This window comes from Streptomyces yaizuensis (assembly GCF_034961445.1).
GTDB lineage: Bacteria > Actinomycetota > Actinomycetes > Streptomycetales > Streptomycetaceae > Streptomyces > Streptomyces yaizuensis.
Map to the genome: position 1 here is coordinate 95771 of NZ_BSBI01000018.1, position 21245 is coordinate 117015.

General features: G+C 73.9%; 10 protein-coding genes and 2 pseudogenes. 9 read left to right on the forward strand and 3 right to left on the reverse strand.

What is annotated here, in order from left to right; genetic code table 11:
• Positions 1–28: 28 nt before the first annotated feature.
• Positions 29–6358 carry a non-ribosomal peptide synthetase gene (locus SYYSPA8_RS33040; protein WP_323451109.1) on the reverse strand — a complete coding sequence of 2110 codons (6330 nt, stop codon included), beginning with the start codon at positions 6356–6358 and terminating at the stop codon, positions 29–31.
• A 696-nt stretch (positions 6359–7054) separates the two neighbouring features.
• On the opposite strand from SYYSPA8_RS33040, the gene SYYSPA8_RS33045 reads away from it, so the two are divergent.
• The 6 genes from SYYSPA8_RS33045 (at position 7055) to SYYSPA8_RS33070 (ending at position 15176) form a co-directional block, all read left to right on the forward strand.
• Entirely contained in the window at positions 7055–7759 is a 705-nt protein-coding gene (locus SYYSPA8_RS33045; protein ID WP_323451110.1) for a thioesterase II family protein, read from the forward strand.
• 22 nt (positions 7760–7781) lie between these two features.
• The gene (locus tag SYYSPA8_RS33050; protein ID WP_323451111.1) at positions 7782–8615 is read left to right on the forward strand and encodes an SDR family oxidoreductase; all 834 of its coding nucleotides are present in this window, start codon (positions 7782–7784) and stop codon (positions 8613–8615) included.
• A gap of 296 nt (positions 8616–8911) precedes the next feature.
• A complete protein-coding gene (locus SYYSPA8_RS33055) occupies positions 8912–11992 on the forward strand; it encodes a non-ribosomal peptide synthetase (RefSeq protein ID WP_323451112.1) in 3081 nt (1026 codons plus the stop codon).
• A gap of 280 nt (positions 11993–12272) precedes the next feature.
• Complete coding sequence (locus SYYSPA8_RS33060) at positions 12273–12812, forward strand: hypothetical protein (protein WP_323451113.1); 540 nt, start codon at positions 12273–12275, stop codon at positions 12810–12812.
• An 80-nt stretch (positions 12813–12892) separates the two neighbouring features.
• Positions 12893–13729 (forward strand): DUF4097 family beta strand repeat-containing protein, encoded by an 837-nt coding sequence (locus SYYSPA8_RS33065; RefSeq protein WP_323451114.1) that lies wholly within the window; start codon positions 12893–12895, stop codon positions 13727–13729.
• Positions 13730–14600: 871 nt separating this feature from the next.
• Positions 14601–15176: an LmbU family transcriptional regulator gene (locus tag SYYSPA8_RS33070; protein ID WP_323451115.1), complete on the forward strand. Its 576-nt coding sequence runs from the start codon at positions 14601–14603 to the stop codon at positions 15174–15176.
• A gap of 235 nt (positions 15177–15411) precedes the next feature.
• On the opposite strand, the gene SYYSPA8_RS33075 is transcribed toward SYYSPA8_RS33070, so the two are convergent.
• Complete coding sequence (locus SYYSPA8_RS33075; protein WP_323451116.1) at positions 15412–16068, reverse strand: FMN-binding negative transcriptional regulator; 657 nt, start codon at positions 16066–16068, stop codon at positions 15412–15414.
• A 476-nt stretch (positions 16069–16544) separates the two neighbouring features.
• On the opposite strand from SYYSPA8_RS33075, the pseudogene argB reads away from it, so the two are divergent.
• The 3 genes and pseudogenes from argB to SYYSPA8_RS33090 all read left to right on the forward strand — a co-directional run.
• Positions 16545–17441, forward strand: a pseudogene (gene argB, locus SYYSPA8_RS33080) (acetylglutamate kinase); the annotation flags it as partial.
• Positions 17442–17802: 361 nt separating this feature from the next.
• Positions 17803–18087, forward strand: a pseudogene (locus SYYSPA8_RS33085) (hypothetical protein); the annotation flags it as partial.
• Between the two features lie 173 nt (positions 18088–18260).
• Positions 18261–20513 (forward strand): MMPL family transporter, encoded by a 2253-nt coding sequence (locus SYYSPA8_RS33090; protein WP_323451117.1) that lies wholly within the window; start codon positions 18261–18263, stop codon positions 20511–20513.
• Positions 20514–20570: 57 nt separating this feature from the next.
• On the opposite strand, the gene SYYSPA8_RS33095 is transcribed toward SYYSPA8_RS33090, so the two are convergent.
• Entirely contained in the window at positions 20571–21227 is a 657-nt protein-coding gene (locus SYYSPA8_RS33095) for a DUF2087 domain-containing protein (RefSeq protein ID WP_323451118.1), read from the reverse strand.
• Between the last annotated feature and the right edge of the window lie 18 nt (positions 21228–21245).

The window sequence follows — 21245 nt, forward strand, 5'->3', positions numbered from 1 at the left end:
TGTTCTGGCTGGGTCGGGACATGGACTGCTACTCCTTGGTCGCTCTGCGCAGCCGGGGGCCGCTCTGTGTGGCGATGGCGTCCCACTGACCGGCCAGGCCGGCGACGGTCGCGTGCCGGAACACGGACCGGATGGAGACGTCGACGCCGAATTCGTTCCGGATCCGGCCGATCAGCCGGGTCGCGAGCAGCGAGTTGCCGCCCAGCGCGAAGAAGTCGTCGTCGATGCCGACGGTGTCCTCGCCCAAGACCTCAGCGAACAGCCGCGACAGACGCTCCTCGTGTGCGTCGCGCGCGGTCCTGTGGCCCTCACCGGCCCCGCCGGCCTCGCGGGGCAGCCGGGCCGTGTCCAGCCGCCCGCCCGCCGTCAGCGGCAGGCTCTCCAGGACCACCACGGCCACCGGCACCAGCCGGGCGGGGAGCCGCCGGGCGGCGAACGCCCGCAGCTCGTCCGCCTGCATGGGCTCCGCGCCCCCGGCGACGACATAGCCGACGGCCCCTCGCGGACCCGCCGCGACGGCCGCCTCCGCCACCCCGGGGTGACCGAGCAGCACCGCGCGGACCGCCTCCGAGCCCGCCGGGACGCCGGAGCCGCCGAGGGGCAGGGGTGTGCCGTCCCGGCCGCGCCGGACCCGTACACCCGTACGGCGCAGCCGGGCCCCGGGCGGTCCGGACGGGTCCGGGACGAAGCGCGCCGCCGTCAGGCCCGGCCGCCCGGCGAAGCCGCGCGCGCCCTCCTCCGGGACGTACAGCTCGCCCACGGCGCCCGGCACCACCGGACCGAGCGCGGGACCGAGCACCCGGGCCCGGTCCGCCGCCGGGGCCTCGCCGGGCACGGCCGCTCCCTTGCGGATCTCGACCGTACGGCCCGCGCACAGCGCCGAGACGAGATCCGCCGCCCTGGTCTCCGGGCCGAGGAACAGCGGTCCGGCCCCAGCACCTTCGCTGTTCGTGAACCGGGCCGGTTCGGCCGCGAGCCCCGCGTGGGTCACGGCCGTCCCGAGCGGTTCGCCCGCCGCGTCCGGTACGTAGTCGAGCCGCGCCGGCAGCCCGCCCCAGGCGCCGGCGGGGATCCGGGGCACCGCGCCGTCGCCGTCCTCCGCGTCGTACGTCTCCACGGGGATACGCGGCAGACCGGCCGGCAGCGGGGCCGCCGCCTCGTCCACCACGGCCGCCTGCGGGCGGGCGTCCCGCAGCACCGCGTCCGACCACGGCCGGGGGTCCTGCGGATCGATCTCCACGCAGCAGGCACCGGAGCCGAGGACGCCCAGCAGCGCCACCACCCGGTCGACCGGGTGCGCGCAGTGGACCGCGACGACCGACTCCGGGCCGAGACCGTTCCGTACGCACGCACGCGTCAGACGAGCGGCCCGTTCGGCGATCTCGCCCACCGTGTCGGGCACCCCGTCCACGACGAGCGCCACCGCGTCCGGGCCAGTGGCGGCCCGCCGCGCGAACAGCTCCGGCAGCGGTACGACAGCGGAACGCGCCGCCGGGCGCGCCACCGGGAGGGGTTCGGCGAGCGTGCCGATCCGGGCCCGGGGGTCGGCGAGGAACGCCCGCAGCAGGGCGAGGAAGCGGTCCGCGATCCGCCCGGCTCCGGCCGCGTCCAGGGCCCGGTACTGGTACTGGAACCGCAGCCGCAGCCCTCTCCCCATCTCCTCCTGTTCCTGCTCCTGTTCCTGTTCCACCATCAGGACGAGCGGATAGTGCGCCCCCGCCAGCGAGCGGAACGCGGGCACGGGCAGCCCGGCACCGGCGCTCGCGGCGGCGATGGCGGCCTGGTCGAACGGCGAGGACTGGAAGACCAGCAGCGTGTCGAAGAGCACCCCGAGACCGGTCGCGTCGTGCAGGTCGGCCAGGGCGGCGTGGTGGTGCGCGAGCAGCGCCTCCTGTGCCGACTGGAGCCCCGACACGACGTCCGCGAGCGACATCCAGGGGGTGCAGCGGGCCCGGACCGGCAGGGTGTTGATGAACAGCCCGACCATCGACTCGACGCCGGGCAGCGTGGCCGGACGGCCGGAGACCGTGGTGCCGAAGACGACGTCCGTGGAGCCGGTCAGCTCGGCCAGCACCGCCGCCCACACCGCCTGGACGACGCTGTTGGGCGTACGGCCCAGGGCGGCCGCCCGGCGCAGCAGCTCCCCGGCCTCGGCCGGAGCGAGGGCGGCGTCGAGCACGCCGTAACCGGTGTCGGCGGCGGTGTCGGCTTCGTCGCCGGTGCTGTTGTCGCCGGTGCTGTCGTCGGTGGCGGTGTCGTCGGGTGCGACGAGCGTCGGCCCGGCGAGGCCTTCGAGGGCCCGCGCGTGGGCCCGGACCGACGCCTCCCGGTCCTCCGCCGCGAGCCACGCCAGGAACTCCCCGAAGGGCCGTACGGCGGGGAGCGCCGCGCGGGTGTCCCCGTACAGCCGTACCAGGTCGTGCAGGATCAGCGGCTCCGACCAGCCGTCGAAGAGGACGTGGTGGGCGGTGAGGACGACATGCGTGAGGTCCGGGGCGGTACGGATCAGGGCCAGCCGCAGCAGCGGCGCCTCCGCCAGGTCGAACGGCGTCCTGCGGTCCTCCTCCAGGAAGCGGTCGAAGCCGTCGGCGCTCAGCGTGGCCTCCCGCCACGGCAGTTCGACACCCTCGGTGATCAGCTGGACCAGGTCTCCGGCGGCGTTCGGGACGCAGGCGGCCCGCAGGCTCGGATGCCGGTCGAGGAGCGCCTGCCCGGCGGCCCGCATCCGGGCGGGGTCCACGACGCCGGCCGCGCCCGCCTGGCCGTCCGCGCCGCCTGCGAAGGTGAACACCAGCTGCACCTGGTAGGTGTCGCTGCCGGGACCCGCGAGCATCGAGTGGTGCAGCAGCCCCGACTGGAGCGGGGTCAGCGGCCAGACGTCCACCAGACGGGGGTGGGACCGCTCCCACGCGTCCAGTTCGGCCTGGCCGACCGTGACCAGGGGGACATCGGACGGGGTGAGCCCGCCCGCGCCCGGCCGGGCCACGTGGCCGGCGAGCGCCCGCAGCGCCTCGCACCACAGGTCCGCCAGCTCCCGTACCTCGGCGGGGGAGAGCACCCCGGCCGGCGCGCCGAACACCGCGCCGAGGCGGGGCCCCTCCGGGGTCCCGGTCACGGTCGCGTTGATGTCCACCTCGCACAGGGCGGGCATGGCGGCGTCGTGTCCGGCGTCCAGCTCGGCCAGCTCGGTGACGTCGGTCAGCTCACCGCTCTCGGTCCAGCCGAGGCCGCGCAGCTCCTCCGGCATGTCGGCGGCCGAGAACCGGCCGAGGTAGTTGAACGAGATCTGTCCCGAGGGCGCCGCCGCCAGCTCGGCCCCGGTGTCCGGGTTGAGGTAGCGGAGCAGACCGTAGCCGAGTCCCCTGTCGGGGACGGCGAGCAGCTGTTCCTTGACGGCCTTGAGCGCGCGGGCGGGGGCGTCGGTGCCGTCGAGCGGGATGCCGGTGAGGTCGAGTCGTACGGGATACACGCTGGTGAACCAGCCGACGGTACGGGAGAGATCGGCGCCGGGGACGGCTTCTTCTTCGCGGCCGTGGCCTTCGAGGCGGATCAGGGTCGAGGGCTCGTCCACGCCCCGGTCGCGGCGCCAGCGGGTGACGGCGAGGGCGAGGGCCGTGAGGAGGGCGTCGTTGACCTTGCCCCGGAACGCCGCCGGGACCGTCGTCAGCACGGCCTCGGTCACGTCGGCCGGCAGCAGCACCCGTACCCTCTCCACCGTCGACCGGACGTCGACCGCCGGGTCGAGCCGCCGGTTCCCGAGAAGCGGGTCGGGGCCGTTGACGATCGTGCGCCAGGTGTCGAGTTCGGCGATCCGCTCGGGGCTCGTGGCGGCTTCGTTGAGCGCGTGCGCCCAGCGGCGTACGGACGTCCCCACGGCCGGCAGCTTGGGCGCGCGGCCGTCGCGGATGTGCGACCACGCCGCCGCCAGATCCGGCAGGAGGATCCGCCACGAGACCCCGTCCACGACCAGGTGGTGCAGGACGAGCAGCAGCCGCCCCGGGCCGGCCGGTGGCTCGAACCAGACGAACCGCGCCACCGCACCCGCCGCCGGGTCCATCCGGCCCGCCGCGGCCTCCACCTCCGCCACCAGCAGCGGATGCCAGGACTCCGGTGCCCACCGGCCGTCGCAGGGGACCCGGCGCAGCAGCGCGTCCGCGTCGACCGTGCCCGCCGGCGCGACCAGGAGGCCGTCCGGGAGGCCGTCCGGGAGGTCGTTCGGGAGCAGCCGGGCGCGCAGCAGGTCGTGGCGGTCGAGCACGGCGGTGAGCGTCGCGGCCAGGCCGGCCCGGTCGATGCCCGCCGGGAGTTCCACCACCATCGCCTGCGACAGCCGGTCGAAGCCCGGACCCAGCTCCTGGATCCACCGCGCCACCGGCATCAGCGGCATCGGGCCCGTGCCGCCGCCGTCCAGCTCGGCCAGCCGGGGCGCCGGTTCCGTGCCCCCGTCCGCGTCGACGGGGGTCGCGGCGGCCGCCAGCTCCCCGACCGTTCCGTACCGGAAGATCTGCCCCGACGTGGTGGACACCCCGCGTGCCCGCGCCCGGGTGACGACCTGGATGGCCTGGATGCTGTCGCCGCCCAGGGCGAAGAAGTCGTCGTCCAGGCCCACGCGCGGCACGCCGAGGACATCGGCGTAGACGGCGGCGAGGGTCCGCTCCAGCGGGGTGCGCGGCGCCCGGTAGTCCGTGCCGGTGAACTCGGGGGCGGGCAGCGCGGCCTGGTCCAGCTTGCCGTTCGGGGTCAGCGGCAGCCGGTCCAGGACGACGAGGGCGGCGGGCACCATGTACTCGGGGAGCCGGCCGGTGAGGAATTCCCGCAGCTCGTCGGGGAGGAGCGGGTGCCGGCCGCCGTGGGTGGCCGCCCCCGGGCCTGCCGTGTTCTCCGGGCCTGCCATGTCCCTCGGGCCTGCCGTGTCCCGTGGCGCGGGCACCACGTACCCCACCAGCTGTCTGCCCGCTCCGCCGCGCCGGTCCTCCCGGGCCGTCACCGCCGCGTGCGCCACCGCCGGATGGTCCAGCAGCACGCTCTCGACCTCGCCGGGCTCGATCCGGAAGCCGCGCACCTTGATCTGCTGATCGGTACGGCCCTGATGGACCAGGTTCCCGTCCGCGTCCTCGACCACGAGGTCGCCGGTGCGGTACATCCGCTCGCCCGCGGGCCCGAAGGGGCAGGCCACGAAGCGCTCGGCGGTCCGCTCCGGCCGGCGGAGATAGCCCCGGGCCAGCCCGGCACCGGTGAGGTACAGCTCGCCGGGGGTGCCCGGCGCCACCGGGCGCAGCGCGTCGTCCAGCACATGCGCGCCCATCGCGTCCAGGGCCCGGCCGATGGGGACATCGGCGCCGGGCACGGCTCCGTCCGCCATCCGGTGGGTGATCGCGAACACCGTGGTCTCGGTGGGGCCGTAGCCGTTGACGAAGGCCGTCCCCGGGCACGCGGCCATGGCCGCGCGGACGACGGGCGCCAGGACCCGGTCGCCGCCCGCCCACACCTCGCGCAGACCGGCCAGGGCCGCCGCGTCCTCCTCGACCACCAGGTTGAAGAGGGCACTGGTCAGCCAGAGCGCGGTGACGCCGTGCCGGGCCACCAGCTCCCTGACGCGGTGCGGGGTGAGATCGCCGGGCGGGCCGAGGACGACCCGGCCGCCGTTGAGCAGCGGCACCCACAGCTCGTACACGGAGGCGTCGAACGCGAGGGGGGAGTGCAGCAGCACCCGTTCATGGGCACCGCCGTGGAAGCGCGCGTCCGACGCGAGGGCCACCACGTCACGGTCGGTGACGCCGATGCCCTTGGGGACGCCGGTGGAACCCGACGTGTAGATGACGTAGGCGAGCTGCCCGGGGTGCCGGGCCCGCCCGTACGCGGGGGTGGCGTCCTTCTCGGGGGAACCGTCGGGGGAGCCCTCGCGCAGGAGGTCGGCCACGCTCGTGACGGGGAGATCGGCGCTCCCGGCCCCCGGGGCCCGGCCGTCGGGCGTCAGCCGCAGCACGGGCCGGACGTCGCCGAGCATGAACGCGATCCGCTCCGCCGGATAGCCGGGATCCACCGGCAGATAGGCGGCACCGGCCTTCACCACGCCCAGCAGCGCCACCACCAGCTCCGGTGTGCGCGGCAGCGTCACGGCCACCACGGACTCCGGTCCCACGCCGCGCCGCAGCAGCCCGGCGGCCACCCGGTCCGAGCGCCGGTCGAGTTCGCGGTACGTCAGCGAGGTGTCGCCGCAGACCACGGCGATCGCGTCGGGCGCCGCCGGGACCTGTCGCGCGAACAGCGCGGGGATCGTTCCCCCGGGCGGCCGGAGGGCCGTCTCACCGGCCGTCGTCCCGGGCCGGTCCCGCTCCATCGGATCATGCACAGCCATCACTCCACGCGAGCAAGCGGATCGGAGAATCGTTTCGAAAACTGCGAAAACTGCGAACACTGCGAACGGTGCCGGGCGGTCCATGAACTGAATATGTGTTCATGCGAACGCGAACCACGGACCACGGCGGCAGGAATGCGGGGAACGGAAGGGAAACGGGAAGAGAACCGTGCTTCCGGACCGGCGCGACCGGCGCGGCATTTCCCGTCGGCATTCCGGAAAAAGGGGTCGGCGCCGTGAATCCCGCGGGGGACCGCCGCGCTCCCGGCCCCGGCCGGAAATCCGCCGGCCCCGTGGAGCCATTCCACACCTTCACGCCTGCCCGCTGCCGGGTCAAGCACGCCGGGAGCGGTCGGGACCCGGGCCACCGGGCCGTCCCGGTGTCCCGTCGACAGGACGTCACGAGGGCCTTTACGGTGAGCCGGGCCGACCTGGGCCGACCTCGGCCGGGCCGCGCGCCGACCGGGACGCCGGGACGGAACGCCGGTGACGGAACGCCGGTGACGGAACGGCCGCCGGCGGCCGCCCGTCCTGTCGACGGGACACGGCGGGCCGCGCGCCGATTCCGCGCGTTCCGCCGAATCCGCCGGTCCTGCCGACCCATCAGGCCCTTCGGTTCAGCCGATTTCCCTTCCGGCCCGCCCCGCCGTGGGCGGCGACCGTACTGCCCACCGAGCGAGAAAGAACGAGGAAACCATGGTGCCCCAGCCATTCCCGCTGGTCTGCCTGCCCTTTGCCGGAAGTGGCGCGGGCTTCTACCGCGCCTGGCAGGAAATGGCCGGACCGCAACAGTCCGTCGGAGTGATTCCGGTGCAACTGCCGGGCCGGGAGGAACTCTTCCTGGAGGCGCCCTTCACGGACGCGATCGAGGCCGCCGCGCTGCTCGCCCCGCGGATCGTCGAACTGACCTCCGGCGTTCCGGACTTCGGCATCTTCGGACACAGCCTCGGCGCGGTCCTCTCGTACGAGATCGCGCGGGAACTCCTCCGCATCGGCCACCCCGGCCTGCGCCATCTCTACGTCAGCGGCTCGCCCGGCCCCGGCAACGGCCGGGACGCCCGCGCGACCGGGCTCCGCGACGACGAGTTCATCGCCCGGGTCCAGGAGTTCGCGGGCTACCGGCATGCCGCATTCGACGATCCCGACCTGCGCGAACTGCTGCTGCCCTCCCTCCGAGCCGACGTCGCCATGCACGAGAACTACAAGCCGTCGTCGGACGAGCCGCTGGACCTGCCCGTCACCGCCCTGCGCGGCGCGGACGACGCCCTGGTCACCCGGGAACACGCGCGGCAGTGGAGCGCGACCACCAGCGCCGGGTTCCGCTACATCGAACTGCCGGGCGGCCACATGTATCTGTCCGACGGCCCCGGGGCGCTGCTGAGCGCCATCGCGACCGGCTGAGGGAGAGGAAGCCTTGACCGGCATGGACAGGCAGTCGCTGGCGGGCCGCACCGCCGTGATCACGGGAGCGGCCCGCGGCCTCGGCCGCGAGTGCGCGCTGCGGTTCGCGGCCGAGGGCGCCGACCTGCTGCTCCTCGACATCGCGGCCGACCTCGACGGGGTGGGCTACCCGCTGGGCACTCGGGCACAACTGGACCACACAGCCGCGCTCTGCGAGGCGCACGGCAGCGCCGTCGTCGCGGTCGCGGCGGACGTCCGCGACCCCGCGGGGGTCACCGACGCCGTCGGCCAGGCGCTCGCGCGCTTCCACGGCGTGGACGTACTCGTCAACAACGCGGGGATCGCCACGCCGTCGGGCGTACCCCTGCACGAGTTCGGCGAGGAGGACTGGGCGCTCATGCTCGACGTCGACCTCTCCGGCGCCTGGCGCATGATCAAAGCGGTCGTACCGGTCATGATCGAGCAGCGCTCCGGCAGCATCGTGAACGTCTCCTCCACCGCCGGGCTGGTCGGCTACCGGCACTTCGCGGGGTACGTGGCCGCCAAGCACGGCCTCATCGGGCTGACCCGGGCGGCCGCGCTCGACTACGCGCCCCACCGGATCCGGGTCAACGCGCTGTGCCCCGGCTCCGTCCGGGACAACCCGCTGGTGGAAGGCCGGATGCTGGTCGAGATCGCGCGCTCCCTCGAACTGCCGGCCGCCGACCACGAGGAGATCTTCCTGCGCGACCAGCCGATGAACGCGCTCATCGAGTCCTCCGACATCGCGGGGGCGGCCCTCTGGCTGGCGGGCGACGACTCCCGGCAGGTGACCGGCACGGTGGTCACCGTCGACGGGGGGTTCAGCAGCAGGTGAGCCGCGAACGCCAGCAGCAGAACCGCGAACGGGCAGTACGCGAACGGGCAGTACGCGAGCAGACACCACGCGAACGGGCACCAGGCGAACGGGCATCCCGGGAGCAGGCGCCCCGGGAGCAGGTGCCCGACGAGCGGGCGCCCGGTGCGCGGGCGACCCCCGACATCCGCATCACACGACGTCCCTCACCGGCGGGAGACCGGACCATGGCCACCCATCACGACGTACGCGCACCGCGCCACGACGCCCACCCGTTCCCATTCCCGTCCTCGTCCCCGTCTCCGCCGCAGTCTCCGTTGCCGTCTCCGTCCCCGGACGAACCCCGGGCGCGGGTGCTGCCCGCCCGGTACCGGCCGGCCGACCGGGAAGGCACCTGCCACGCGCTGGTCGTCCGCCTCCCGGACGACCTCGGGACGGCGGACGTCCGCGAGCGGCTGGCCACCGCCCTCCGCGACCGGCCCGAGGCGGATCCGCCGCGCCTGTGGGAGACGGTGGTACCGGCGGCGTACGACAGCGAGCCGGCCCGCGCCCGCGTCTCCCGCGAGGCCCTGCGCCCGGCCCGTGCCACCGCGCCGTTCCGCGCGGTCCTGCTGCGGTACACCGACGGCGCCCGCGAACTGGTGCTCGTCGCGGTGCGGCGGATCCTCGGACCGGCGGCGCTGGACCGGATCGCGGACCTGGTTCTCCTGGGTGGGGCGGCGGGAGCAGGCGTCCCGCACCAGGCGGCCGGCGACTGGCCGCCCGGACCCCTCGACCGGGAGACGGCCGGCTGGGGGCTCGGCGACCCGGGCCGCGCCGGAACCATCGCCGCCCGCCCGCTGACTCTGCCCCCGGCGCCCACCGGGGACATCGCGGCGGACATCCCGGGGGACACCACCGCTCCGCTGCTGGCCGCCCTCGCGCTCACCCTCTCCCGGTACACCGGCGAACCGGACCCGGAGATCGGCTGGTACGACCTGCGCGGTGACAGCTCCAGGGGCAACGGCGACGGCGACGGCGACCGCAACCCCGTACCCGCCGTGCTGCGCATCGACGGCATCGACGAGGACCAGCCGCCCGCGCACCTGCTCGACCGCGCGGCCCGCGCCCGGGACCGGGCCCCTGCGGAACCTGCGGAACCTGCGGAACCTGCGGCCGCCGACACCGCGACCGTCCGCGCCGCCGCCGTCGGGGTCGTGCTCACCGCCGCCCGCGACGACCGCGTCCACGTGCCCGTGCAGACACCCCCGTACCCCCTGACCGTGCACGCCGCCGTCCGGCCCGACGGCACGTTCTCCGCCGGGTACTGGTACGACGAAGGCATCGTCGCCCCCGAGGTCGCCGCCCGGTTCGCCCGCTCCGTCGAACGGCTGGCCGCGCTGCTCGCCCGCACCCCCGGCGCCGTCGCACCCACCGCACTCGCCGACGTACCCGTCCTCGACGCCCATGACGAGGCCGAGGTACTGCGGCTGGGCGGCGCCGGTGTCCGTACCGCCGCCGCCGGGGCACGGATCGACGAACGCTTCGCCGCCGTCGCCCGCCGCCGCCCCGACGCCGTCGCCGTCGCCGACGAGAAGCGGGAGCTGACCTACGCCCGGCTCGACGCGCTCGCCGAAGAGACCGCGGCCGGGCTGCGCGCCCTCGGCGCCGGGCCCGGCACCCGTGTCGGCGTCTGCCTGGAACGGGACACCTCCCTCGTCGTCATCCTGCTCGGCATCCTCAGGGCGGGCTGCGCGTACGTGCCGATGGACCTGCGCTACCCCGCCGACCGCCTCCGCTACATCACCGAGGACGCCGGGCTCCCGCTCGTCGTCGCCGACCCCGCAGGCTTCCCCGACCTCCCGGGCATCACCGTGATCGGCCCGGACGAACTGGCCGCGCGCGGCACCGGCGGCCCGCCCGCCACCGCCACCGCCACCGCCACCGCCACCACCACCGCGACCGGCGCCGCGCGGAACACGGCGGACGACCCCGCGTACGTCATCTACACCTCCGGTTCCACCGGCCGGCCCAAGGGCGTCGTCGTCCCCCACCGCACCGTCTCGGCCCTGCTGGACGCCACCACGGGAGACTTCGGGCTCGGCCCGGACGACGTCTGGACGCTCTTCCACTCCAGCGCCTTCGACTTCTCCGTCTGGGAGATCTGGGGCTGTCTCCTCACCGGCGGACGGCTGGAGGTCGTCTCCTACTGGACCGCGCGGGACACCGCCGAGTTCCACCGGCTGCTCGCGGAGCGGCGCGTCACGGTCCTCAACCAGACCCCGTCGGCCTTCTCCCAGCTGGTACGGGCCGACCGGGAGGCGCGCTCCGAGCTGTCCGTACGGCTGTTGGTGTTCGGGGGCGAACCGCTGGACGTGGCACTGCTCGCCCCCTGGTTCACGCGGTACTCGCCCACCCGCTGCCGGGTCGTGAACATGTTCGGCATCACGGAGACCACCGTGCACGTCACCGCGCAGACCGTCACCCCGGCGGAGGTGGTGGCCCGTTCCCGGTCGGTCGGCCGGGCCCTGCCGGGGTGGTCCCTGTCCGTGCGGGACGGCCGGGGGCGGGTCCTGCCACCGGGCGCGGCGGGCGAGATCTGCGTGGGCGGCGCGGGCGTCGCCGACGGCTATCTGGGCCGGGACGAGCTGACCGCCGAGCGCTTCGTCGCCGACGCGGTGACCGGCGGCCGCGTCTACCGCAGCGGCGACAAGGGGCGGCTGCGGCCCGACGGGCGCCTCGACCACCTGGGCCGGCTCGACAACCAGGTCAAGATCCGCGGCCACCGCATCGAGCTGGACGAGATCCGGTCGGTGCTCGCCGCCGACCCCGGGGTCCGCGCGGCCGTCGTCGTCGCGGGCGAGTCCGCGCCCGACGAGCCCCCCGGCGGGCGGATCGACGCGTACGTGGTGCTCGACGGCGCGGCCGGCACCCGGGAGGTGCTGCGCGAGGCCCGGCTGCTGCTGCCCGACTACATGGTGCCGGCCACGCTCACCGCGATCCCCGCGATCCCGCTGACCCCCAACGGGAAGCCGGACCTCGCCCGGCTCCCGGCCCCGGGCACGACCGCCCGCCCGGCCCCGGCACCAGGGGACCCAGGTGACACGGGAGAGGCGGACACCGGGGGCTCTCAGGGCGTCGCCGACGAGATCCTGGCGGTCTGGAGCGCGTACCTGAAGACCGAGGTGGGCCGGGAGGACAACTTCTTCGAGGTGGGGGGCAATTCCCTGCTCGTGGTCCGCGTCCTCACGGCGCTGCGGGAGCGGGGACTGCCCCCGGTCACGTTGCGTGACTTCTACACCCATTCGACGGCGGACCGTTTCATCGGACATGTGGAACGCCTGGCCGGGGCCGGGGCCGGGGCCGGGGCCGGGGCCGGGGCCGGGGCCGGGACGGGGGCGGAGGCCGACGGGGGCTGAGTACCGGCCGAACGCGGCGGAGGACGGAGGGGAGCGCGCGGGACAGGCGTCCGCCGGTGGACACGGGGTCCGTCCACCGGCGGGCTTCCGCTGTCCCCTGCTGCCCTCCGCTGCCCTCCGCTGTCCATCGGCGGGTCCCGGCCTCGGGGAATCCCCCGACCGGGCTACGGCCGATGGCGCCATGCTGGCCCGGCCCCGCCCGGCGCATCGTGCCGGGCAGCGCCGACGCCGCCGCGATCGCCGCTTGCGCGTGGCGCCACTGCGGTGTGAGTATGACGCCATGGAACTCATGCGGTATGTCGAGACCCTGCGGCAGGAGCTACTGGTAGCTGCCGAGCCGGGCGACGCGCAGGCGCGCGAGATCGCCGAGCGTCTCGTCACCCCGCTGTCCTCGGCCGTCCGGCTGGTGCTGCTCGACGCGCTGTCGACCGCCGCCGACGAGATCACCCGAGAGCTGGCGCCGGGCTCCGTCGAGGTCCGGCTGCGCGGGCTCGACCCGGACTTCGTGGTCACGCCTCCGGCCGACCAGGAGCCGGCCGGAGGGCTCGACTTTCCGCCGCTGGGCCCCGTGCCGCCGCTGCCGCCCGTGAGCCACGTACCGGCGAGCGGGGAGGACCGGGCACCCTCGCGCATCAACTTCCGGCCACCGGAGCACCTGAAGGCCCGTATCGAGGAAGCGGCGGGCCGGGAGGGGCTTTCGGTCAACGCCTGGCTGATCCGCGCGGTCACCGGGGTGCTGGAGTACGACGAGCGCGCCCGGCGGCCGGATCCGCGTGCCCCCCGGGGCGGCGGTGAGCACTTCACCGGCTGGGTGACCTGACTCCGGCCGCCCGCCCCCCTGCCCGCCCGGCACCGCCCAGGGCGCGGCGCGCACCCAGCAGCCCACCTGAGAGGCCCGTCATGGCTGTTTTCGAGACGCCTCGTCCCCTCGTCGTGAGCATCGATCTCGCGGTCGGGGACGTCCGGATCGCCGCCGGCGAGCGCACCGAGACCACCGTCGAGGTGCGTCCGCGCGACCCCGGGTCCGAGGCGGACACGGCGGCGGCCGGTGCCACCCGCGTCGACTGCTCCGGCGGCCGGCTGACCGTCAGGGGGCCCAAGCCGCTCGCCCTGTTCGGCCGGGTGGGAGAGGTCGAGGTCGTCATCGGGCTGCCGGCGGACTCGGAGATCTCGGCGGCGGCCCAGGCGGGCGGCTTCCGGGCCACGGGCCGGCTGGGCCAGTGCCGGCTGCGGACCGCCAACGGGGACATCCGGCTGGCCGTGACCGGCCCCCTCGTCGCCGCCTCCTCGTTCGGGGACGTCACGGTCGACCGCGTGGACGGTCCGGCCGAGGTCTCCGCCGGTGCCGGGGCGGTACGGATCGGCGAACTGCGCGGCACCGGCACGGTCCGCAACGCCAACGGCGACACCTGGGTCGGCGAGGTGTCCGGCAGGCTCCAGGTGCGGGCCAACGGCTCCATCTCCGTGGACAAGGCGTACACGACGCTGGAGGCGAAGACCGCCCGTGGTGACATCCGGGTCGGTGAGGCCGTCTCCGGTTCGGTCACCCTCGCCACGTCCCGGGGCCGGGTGGACATCGGCATCGGCGTGGGCACGGCGGCCCGGCTGGACGTACGGACCAAGTCCGGCGAGGTGCACAACTTCCTCACGGCGGCCGACGGGCCGGGCGAGTCCCGGGCGACGGCCGAGATCCACGCGGCCACCGCGCACGGCGACATCGTGATCCGGCGGGCCTGACCGGCCCCGCGCGCCCTCGTCCCCACCTTTATCACATCACCTCTTTGAACCTCGTTCAGCTGTCGATCGGCCTTCGGAAACCGAACTGGCCGGTGGCGCAGTCGATTTGGCTATTCGGACAGTTGTACATGCCAACTGTGTGCGGTCCGTCATGTTAACGCGATTTTGACGAAAGCGCCCTGGTCGGCGGGGTGGTGGGGGTATCAGGCAACGGTTCGTTTGCCGCTGTGAAGTATTTTCGGAATGTACCATTCCACTAGCTTCAAAGTTTTTGCCGGCGCCGACTCTTTCTTCTTGAAGTGGCACCCGTCTCGGGTTCTACTGTTGGATGACCGTTCGAAGGAGCCGGGGTGTGGAACCCCGATCTTCTTCTGAGCCGTCAGCTGCATGATTTGGGAGACTTGTGGTCGAGGCGAACGGGGCGCCTGGAGCGATGCGCGCATTTCTGCGGTTACGTGCGGGGACGTGGTCCATCCCTACCGGACGCCGACTCGGCGGTGCCGCGGCCGGCTCGCGGCGGCGCCGCCGACCGGCCGGGAACTGACCACTCCTCCGCGTCCGCTCACCACTCGTGACCCGCATGCCGGCCGTTCGCCGACGAACGGCCCGCCCGGCTCTGACGCCGTGGCCGAATGAGGGCGGCCGACCGCCCGTTCATAGCGTCCCGCGTACTCCGTCGCGATATCCGTCACCTGTGGCCCCGTCCCCGACCGGAGGGCCCTTGAGCCCTTGTCCCCAACCGAACTCTGGTACGGAGGAATTGATGACCCACCCGATGACCCCCGACGGATCGAAGGTTGCGCTGTTCCAGAAGAGACATGACGCGGTACCGGGACAACGATGCCTTCAGCCCGAGGAAGTACGCCGCCAGGTGCTCACGACCAAGACGGGACTCCAGATACCGGCAGGACTCACCTTCGACGACTGGGAACGGGCGGGCCGTCAGCTCTCCGGGATACTGAACTCGTCCTCCTGGTGGCTCGGGGACTGGCTCGTCTACGGCAAGGACCACTACACCGACCGCTACCAGCGCGGGATCCGGGCCGCCGGGCTCCAGTACCAGACCCTGCGGAACTACGCCTGGGTCTCCCGGCGCTTCCAGCTCCACCGCAGGCGCCCGGCGCTCAGCTTCCAGCACCACGCGGAGCTGGCATCCCTGCCCGTCGGCGACCAGGAGATGTGGCTCGACCGCGCCGAGCGGCTCAAATGGACGACGAAACAGCTGCGCAGCGCCATGCGCAAGGCCCGCGAGGCCGCCGTCGAAGGGGCGCGGCCCGAGGGCGAACCCACCCAGCGGCTCGCCGTCCCCGGCAACCGCATCGAATGGTGGCACCGGGCCGCTGAGCGGTCCGGCATAGCCTTCGAGCAGTGGGTGCTCGCGACCCTCGACAACGCTGCCGAGCGCGTTCTGGAGCAGGTCGCCGAGCGGGCCCAGGCCGGCGTCTGAGCGCCCCGTGGGGGACCCGTGGGGCCCACCGTCCCACAGGAGGCACCGCCGCCGTACAGCGGAGGGCGGCGGCGGTGCCCACGGGCGGTCCACGGCGGCACGGCACGGGAACCGGACGGCCGCCGGGGCGCCGCGCGCGCTCGGTCGGCCGTCGGCCGTGGCGGCCGCCGCGGGTGGCCGACCGGCCGGGAGGGCCCGCATCCCGCGTGGATGCGGGCCCTCCCTCCGTCCGGGTTCACCCCAGCCGGCCCATCATGTCCGCCGTCTCCAGATGGCGCGCGCAGCCCCGCCCGCTGAACGACTCCCGGACCCGTTCCCGGATCTCCGGCCGCTGCTCCTGACTGAGTTTGAACATTCCTTCCGCCGCTGTGACCCGTACCCGGAACGCTCCCACGCCGGGAGCTATCTTCCGGAAATAGCCCAGCGACTCTGTCATGTCCCAGTCGGCGCCGAACTCGGCCTCGAAGGCCCGCACGGTGTCCTGCACCACGGCCAGGGTCTCCTCCAATGAATCGATCCTCTCGACCGAGCCGCGCAGGTGCACCGAGGTGAAGTTCCAGGTGGGCGCGGCCGGAGTGATGTCGTACACCGTCGGCGACACATAGGCGTGCGGACCGGTGAACGCCAGCCGGACCGGAGTGCCCGTACGCAGGGCCGCCCAGTGCGGATTGGCCCGGTTCATATGGCCCAGCAGCACGGCGCCGGAGAGCCCCGTGGGCTCCCCCGACGGGTCGGCGACGGCCTCCCCGGGGTTCCGGATGACCGGGAGATGGGTGGCGAGTGGCGCCTCGCCCGGCCCGCCGTCGCTCATCATCAGCGCCAGCGGATTCCTGCGTACGAGATCGGCCATCCAGGAGGCGTCCGGTTCTCGGTACTGGTGGGGAACGAACATGGGAATTCGCCCTTTCCGGGGTCGGGTTCGAGCGGGCCGGGACAGTGCGGGGCCCGGCCGGGAGATTGAATCGGTGATCGGGGAATGCGAAGTCCGCCGATCCGCGAACGGCGTTGTCCGCATTCTCCTCCCATGGCACGGTGTCCTGTCGACAGGACACCGGAAGAATGTCCCGGTGACGGGACAAACCATGGGGCAGTGCATTTGCATAATCTGCACCGCATCGACGGGACTTGCCGGGTCCGTGGATGTCGCGGCAAGAATACATTTCCAAATTCCGGGTGGGGCCGGGGATGTCTCGCGCGGAAACGCCGAATTTTCTGGAGGGGTCCTCCGTGGGTGGGTCGTCCGAGTCGCCGGTGTTGTCGGTGTTGTCGCAGTCATCGGCGTTGTCAGGGTCATCAGAGTTGTCAGAATCATCAGCGTTGTCGGAATCATCGGGGCCGTCTGGGTCATCGGGGGCCCGGCGCCCCCTCCGGACCGTGGTGATCAAGTTCGGCGGGAACGCGATGGTGGACGAGGAGTTGAAGGCCGCCTTCGCCCGGGATGTGGTCCTGCTGCGGCGGATCGGCTTCAGACCGGTCGTCGTGCACGGCGGCGGCCCCCAGATCAGCGCCCAGCTCGCCCGGCAGGGAATCACCGGCGAGTTCCGGGCGGGGCTCCGGGTGACCAGCGACGAGGCCATGGACGTCGTACGGATGGTCCTCGCCGGCCGGGTCCAGCGCGAGTTGGTGGGGCTGCTGAACCGGCATGGACCGCTGGCGGTCGGGATGACCGGCGAGGATGCCCGGCTGCTCTCCGCGACCCGGTACTACGCCGACATCGGCGGCGAACGCGTGGATCTCGGCCGGGTCGGGCGGATCACCCGCGTCGACACCGGCGCCCTGGAGGCGCTGCTCGCCGACGGCCGGATCCCGGTGGTCTCCTCGATCGCCCGCGCCGAGGACGACGGGCATGTCTACAACGTGAACGCCGACACGGCCGCCGCCGCCATCGCCGCCGCGCTCGGAGCCGAGACCCTGGTGGTCCTCACCGACGTACCGGGTCTCTACGTGAACTGGCCGCACAGCGACGAGGTCGTCGGCCGGGTGACCGCGAGCGAGTTGGAGCGGCTGCTTCCGGAGCTGGACGGCGGGATGGCGCCGAAGATGCGGGGCTGCCTGGACGCGGTCCGTGACGGGGTCGGCAGCGCCCGGGTCGTGGACGGCCGGGTCCGGCACGCCGCCCTGATCGAGATCCTGGCCGAGGGCTCCACCGGGACGATGGTCGTCCCGGACCCGGACCCGGACCCGGACCCGGGCGCCGATGCGGGCGCGGGCGGGGGTCCGGGCGCGGTCATGGACCCCTGGGGCGGAGGCCTGTTCCCGGGCTGAGCCACCCCGCACCCCGGCCCGGTGCCCCTGGGGCCGGGGCCGGGGCCGGGGTCGGGCCGGTCCTGGGGGCCGGTGTCCTCCGCGATGCGTCCGGGCCACACCGTGCGTACGGCAGCACGGGCGTCGCGGGCAGCACGGGCGTCGCGCGCGGCTGGTTCTGTGTGATCCGGCGCCATCGGTGGCCGCTCTGGCGCCAGGCTGGTGCAGTGGGCGATTTCGGTGGCCCCAGCGAAGAGGACGAGGCCCGCGCGGGTGACCCGATGTGTTCGCATATTCCCTTTGACCCGTTGAGTTTCGGCCAAGCTGATGGAGATGGCCGGAGCGGCGCCACATGGCGCCATCACTGTGCCATGATGGCATCATGAATTTCACGCCGTACGTCGACTACCTCCGGTACGAGCTGACGGCCGCTGCCGACGGGTACGGCCACGAGGCCCGAGAGCTTGCCGACCGGCTCGCCGGTCCGCTGGAGTCGGCCGCGCGGTTCGCCCTGCTGGGCGCGGTCTCGGCGGCCATGGGCGAGGTGAACCGCCGGCTGGCGCCGGGCTCCGTCGCCATCCGGCTGCGCGGGCTGGACCCGGAGTTCGAGGTGACGCCACCGCCCTGGTCCCCCCTCACCGAGCCCGTGGTCCTCGCCCCGCCCGTACACCAGGCCTGTCTGGACGATGTCTTCCGGGTCGTCACCGGAGGCCCCGACCCCACCGACGACCCCCCGGCCCCCGCCTGACCCTCCGCCTGACCCCCCGCCCGACCCTCCGCCCGACCCGCCACCCTCCCCTCATATCCGTCCCCCGCCCGACCTCTCAGGAGCGTTTCGCCGTGGCCCTACTCCTCTACACAATCGGCCGGTTCGCCTTCCGCCGGCGGGCCACCACCGCCCTGCTGTGGCTCTGCGTCCTTCTCGGGGCGGGCTTCGCCGCCGCCTCCGCCCCACCGCTGCCCTCCGACACCTTCACCATGCCGGGCACCGAGACCCAGAAGGCGTACGACCTGCTGGAACGGAGATTCCCCGAGTTCAGGGCCGACGGCGCCGAGGCCCGTATCGTCGTACGGGCCGAGAGCGGCGCGAAGATCTCCGACCCCGCCCAGCGCGCGAAGGTCGACCGGCTCTTCGCCGACCTCGCCCGCTCCCCGCAGGCCGACACCGTGGTCGACCCCTACGAGAGCGAGGCCCTCAGCGAGGACGGCACCACCGCCTACGGCTCCGTCGCCTACACCGCGGGCCCCACCGCCATCAGCCCCGAGACCCACACCTCCCTCGCCGACGCCGCGCGCGACGCCCGGCGGAGCGGCCTCGTCGTGGAGATGGGCGGCGACGCCCTGCCGCCCCAACAGTCCATGGGCACCGGCGAGGTCATCGGCCTGGCCGTCTCCGCCGTCGTCCTCTTCCTCACCTTCGGCTCACTGGTCGCCGCCGGTATGCCCCTGCTCACGGCCCTCATCGGCGTCGGCGTCGGCATCTGCGGCATCGTCGCCCTCGGCAGCACCCTGGGCCTCTCCTCCACCGCGTCGACGCTCGCGATGATGCTCGGTCTCGCCGTCGCCATCGACTACTCCCTCTTCATCATCTCCCGTTACCGCGCGGAGATCGCCGAGGGCCACGACCCGGAGGAGGCCGCCGGACGGGCCGTCGGGACCGCCGGATCCGCCGTCGTCTTCGCCGGGCTCACCGTCGTCGTCGCCCTCGCCGGCCTCGCCGTCGTCAATGTCCCCATGCTCACCAAGATGGGCCTCGCCGGCGCCGGGACCGTCCTCGTCGCCGTCCTCATCGCCATCACACTCGTCCCCGCGCTCCTCGGCTTCGCGCCGGTCAGGGTGCTGCACCGCCGCGACCGCCACCACCACGACGGCAGGGCCCTCTCCAGCCGCGAGCGGCGCAAGGCGCGGCGGTGGGCCGAGCGGCGGCAGCGCCCCAACCTGGGCACCCGCTGGGCCCGGCTGGTGCTGCGCCGCCCCGCCGCCGTGCTCCTGGTCGGCGTCCTCGGCCTCGGCGCCGTCGCCGTGCCCGCCGCCGATCTGCGGCTGGGCCTGCCGTCGGAGGGCACGATGGCGCCCGAAACCACCCAGCGCAAGGCGTACGACTTGCTGTCGGACTCCTTCGGCCCCGGCTTCAACGGCCCCCTGACCGTCGCGGTCGCCGCGCAGGACGTCACCTCGGCGGCCGAGACCGTACGGGCCGGGCTGAGGGGGACCCCGGGCGTCGTCACCGTGGGCGCACCCGCCGCCAACAAGGCCGGGGACACCGCGATCCTCAACGTCGTACCGGCCGCGGGCCCCAGCGACCCGAAGACCGAGGAACTGGTCCGCGTCCTGCGGGACAAGGCCCGCGGCATCGAGGCGAGGACCGGGGCCGAGGTACTGGTGGCGGGCCAGACGGCCATGTTCATCGACTTCTCGAAGACCCTCGATGACGCCCTGCTCCCGTATCTGGGGCTGGTCGTCGGCCTCGCGTTCGTGCTGCTGACGCTGGTCTTCCGGTCGCTGCTGGTGCCGCTCAAGGCCGCACTGGGCTTCCTGCTCTCGGTGGCCGCGGCCCTCGGGGCGGTCGTCGCGGTCTTCCAGTGGGGCTGGCTCGCCGATGTCTTCGGCGTCGACCAGCCGGGCCCGGTGATGAGCACGATGCCCATCTTCATGATCGGGGTGGTGTTCGGTCTCGCGATGGACTACGAGGTCTTCCTCGTGACCCGGATGCGCGAGGCGTACGCGCACGGCGAGCGCACCCACGACGCGGTCGTCACCGGCTTCCGGCACGGCGGCCGGGTGGTCACGGCGGCGGCCCTCATCATGACCAGTGTGTTCGCCGGATTCATCCTCCAGGACAACGACTTCATCCAGATGATCGGCTTCGGTCTCGCGACCGCCGTCCTCTTCGACGCCTTCGTGGTCCGGATGGCCATCGTGCCGGCGCTCTTCGCGCTCCTCGGCGACCGGGCGTGGTGGATGCCGGGGTGGCTCGACCGGGTGCTGCCGAACGTGGACGTCGAGGGCGGACAACTGGCCGGGCGCTCCCCGGCTCCGGCTCCGGCCCCGCGGCCGGCCTTGGCACGTCCGGCGCCGCAGCCGACCGACTGAGCGGGCCGCGAACAGCCAGGGCCGGGGAAGGAAAAGGTCACGGCCGCCCGGCCCGTCTCACAGGGCGGGCTGGATGTCCGTACGCAGCCAGTACCGGCCGCCCTCGCGTCCCAGCAGGCACAGGTCGACGAGATAGCGCCGGACCGTGACATGGTCGGTGCCGGCCCCTTCGCACCAGGTCCTCAGCTTCTCGTTGACCGCGCGCTCGTCGTAGGCGGTGTCCTCGGCGAACGTACGGTGCGTCAGATGCTGGAGCACCACCCGGCGCCGCGCCCACTGCGCGGGCAGCCGTACCAGACGGCCGTCCCGGACGAAGGTCCGCAGCAGGGACTCGACGCGCTCGTCGTCGTACCCGTGTCGCTCGGGCTCGCTCTCCCCGGCCGCGCGGCTCGCGCGCACCGACTTCCCGAAGTGCCCACCCCGTGCGACCAGCCGTCCGCCGGTCTCCGTCACCAGCCCGCCGGCCCGCAGCCGGCGCACCGCGGCGACGGCGTCCCGCGCGGACACCCCGGCGGCCCCGGCCACGACCGCCGGGGTGTCCGCGCCGAGGACCACGGCGGAGAAGACTTTCAGCCGGGACGGCTCGGCGAGCAGGGCGACGATGTCGAGCGCGCTCGGGCTCGCATCCGGCTCCGCATCCGGACTCGGCGTCAGGTTCGGCGTCAGCTTCGGGCTCGGGCTCGGGCGCGGCGTCGGGCTCGGATGGGCGCTCATGGGTGGGTCACTCGACTC

Coding starts and splice junctions, on each gene's coding strand:
- SYYSPA8_RS33040 (WP_323451109.1), bottom strand. CDS start 6,358: ATGGCTGTGCATGATCCGATGGAGCGGGACCGGCCCGGGACGACGGCC.
- SYYSPA8_RS33045 (WP_323451110.1), top strand. CDS start 7,055: ATGGTGCCCCAGCCATTCCCGCTGGTCTGCCTGCCCTTTGCCGGAAGT.
- SYYSPA8_RS33050 (WP_323451111.1), top strand. CDS start 7,782: ATGGACAGGCAGTCGCTGGCGGGCCGCACCGCCGTGATCACGGGAGCG.
- SYYSPA8_RS33060 (WP_323451113.1), top strand. CDS start 12,273: ATGGAACTCATGCGGTATGTCGAGACCCTGCGGCAGGAGCTACTGGTA.
- SYYSPA8_RS33065 (WP_323451114.1), top strand. CDS start 12,893: ATGGCTGTTTTCGAGACGCCTCGTCCCCTCGTCGTGAGCATCGATCTC.
- SYYSPA8_RS33075 (WP_323451116.1), bottom strand. CDS start 16,068: ATGTTCGTTCCCCACCAGTACCGAGAACCGGACGCCTCCTGGATGGCC.
- SYYSPA8_RS33095 (WP_323451118.1), bottom strand. CDS start 21,227: ATGAGCGCCCATCCGAGCCCGACGCCGCGCCCGAGCCCGAGCCCGAAG.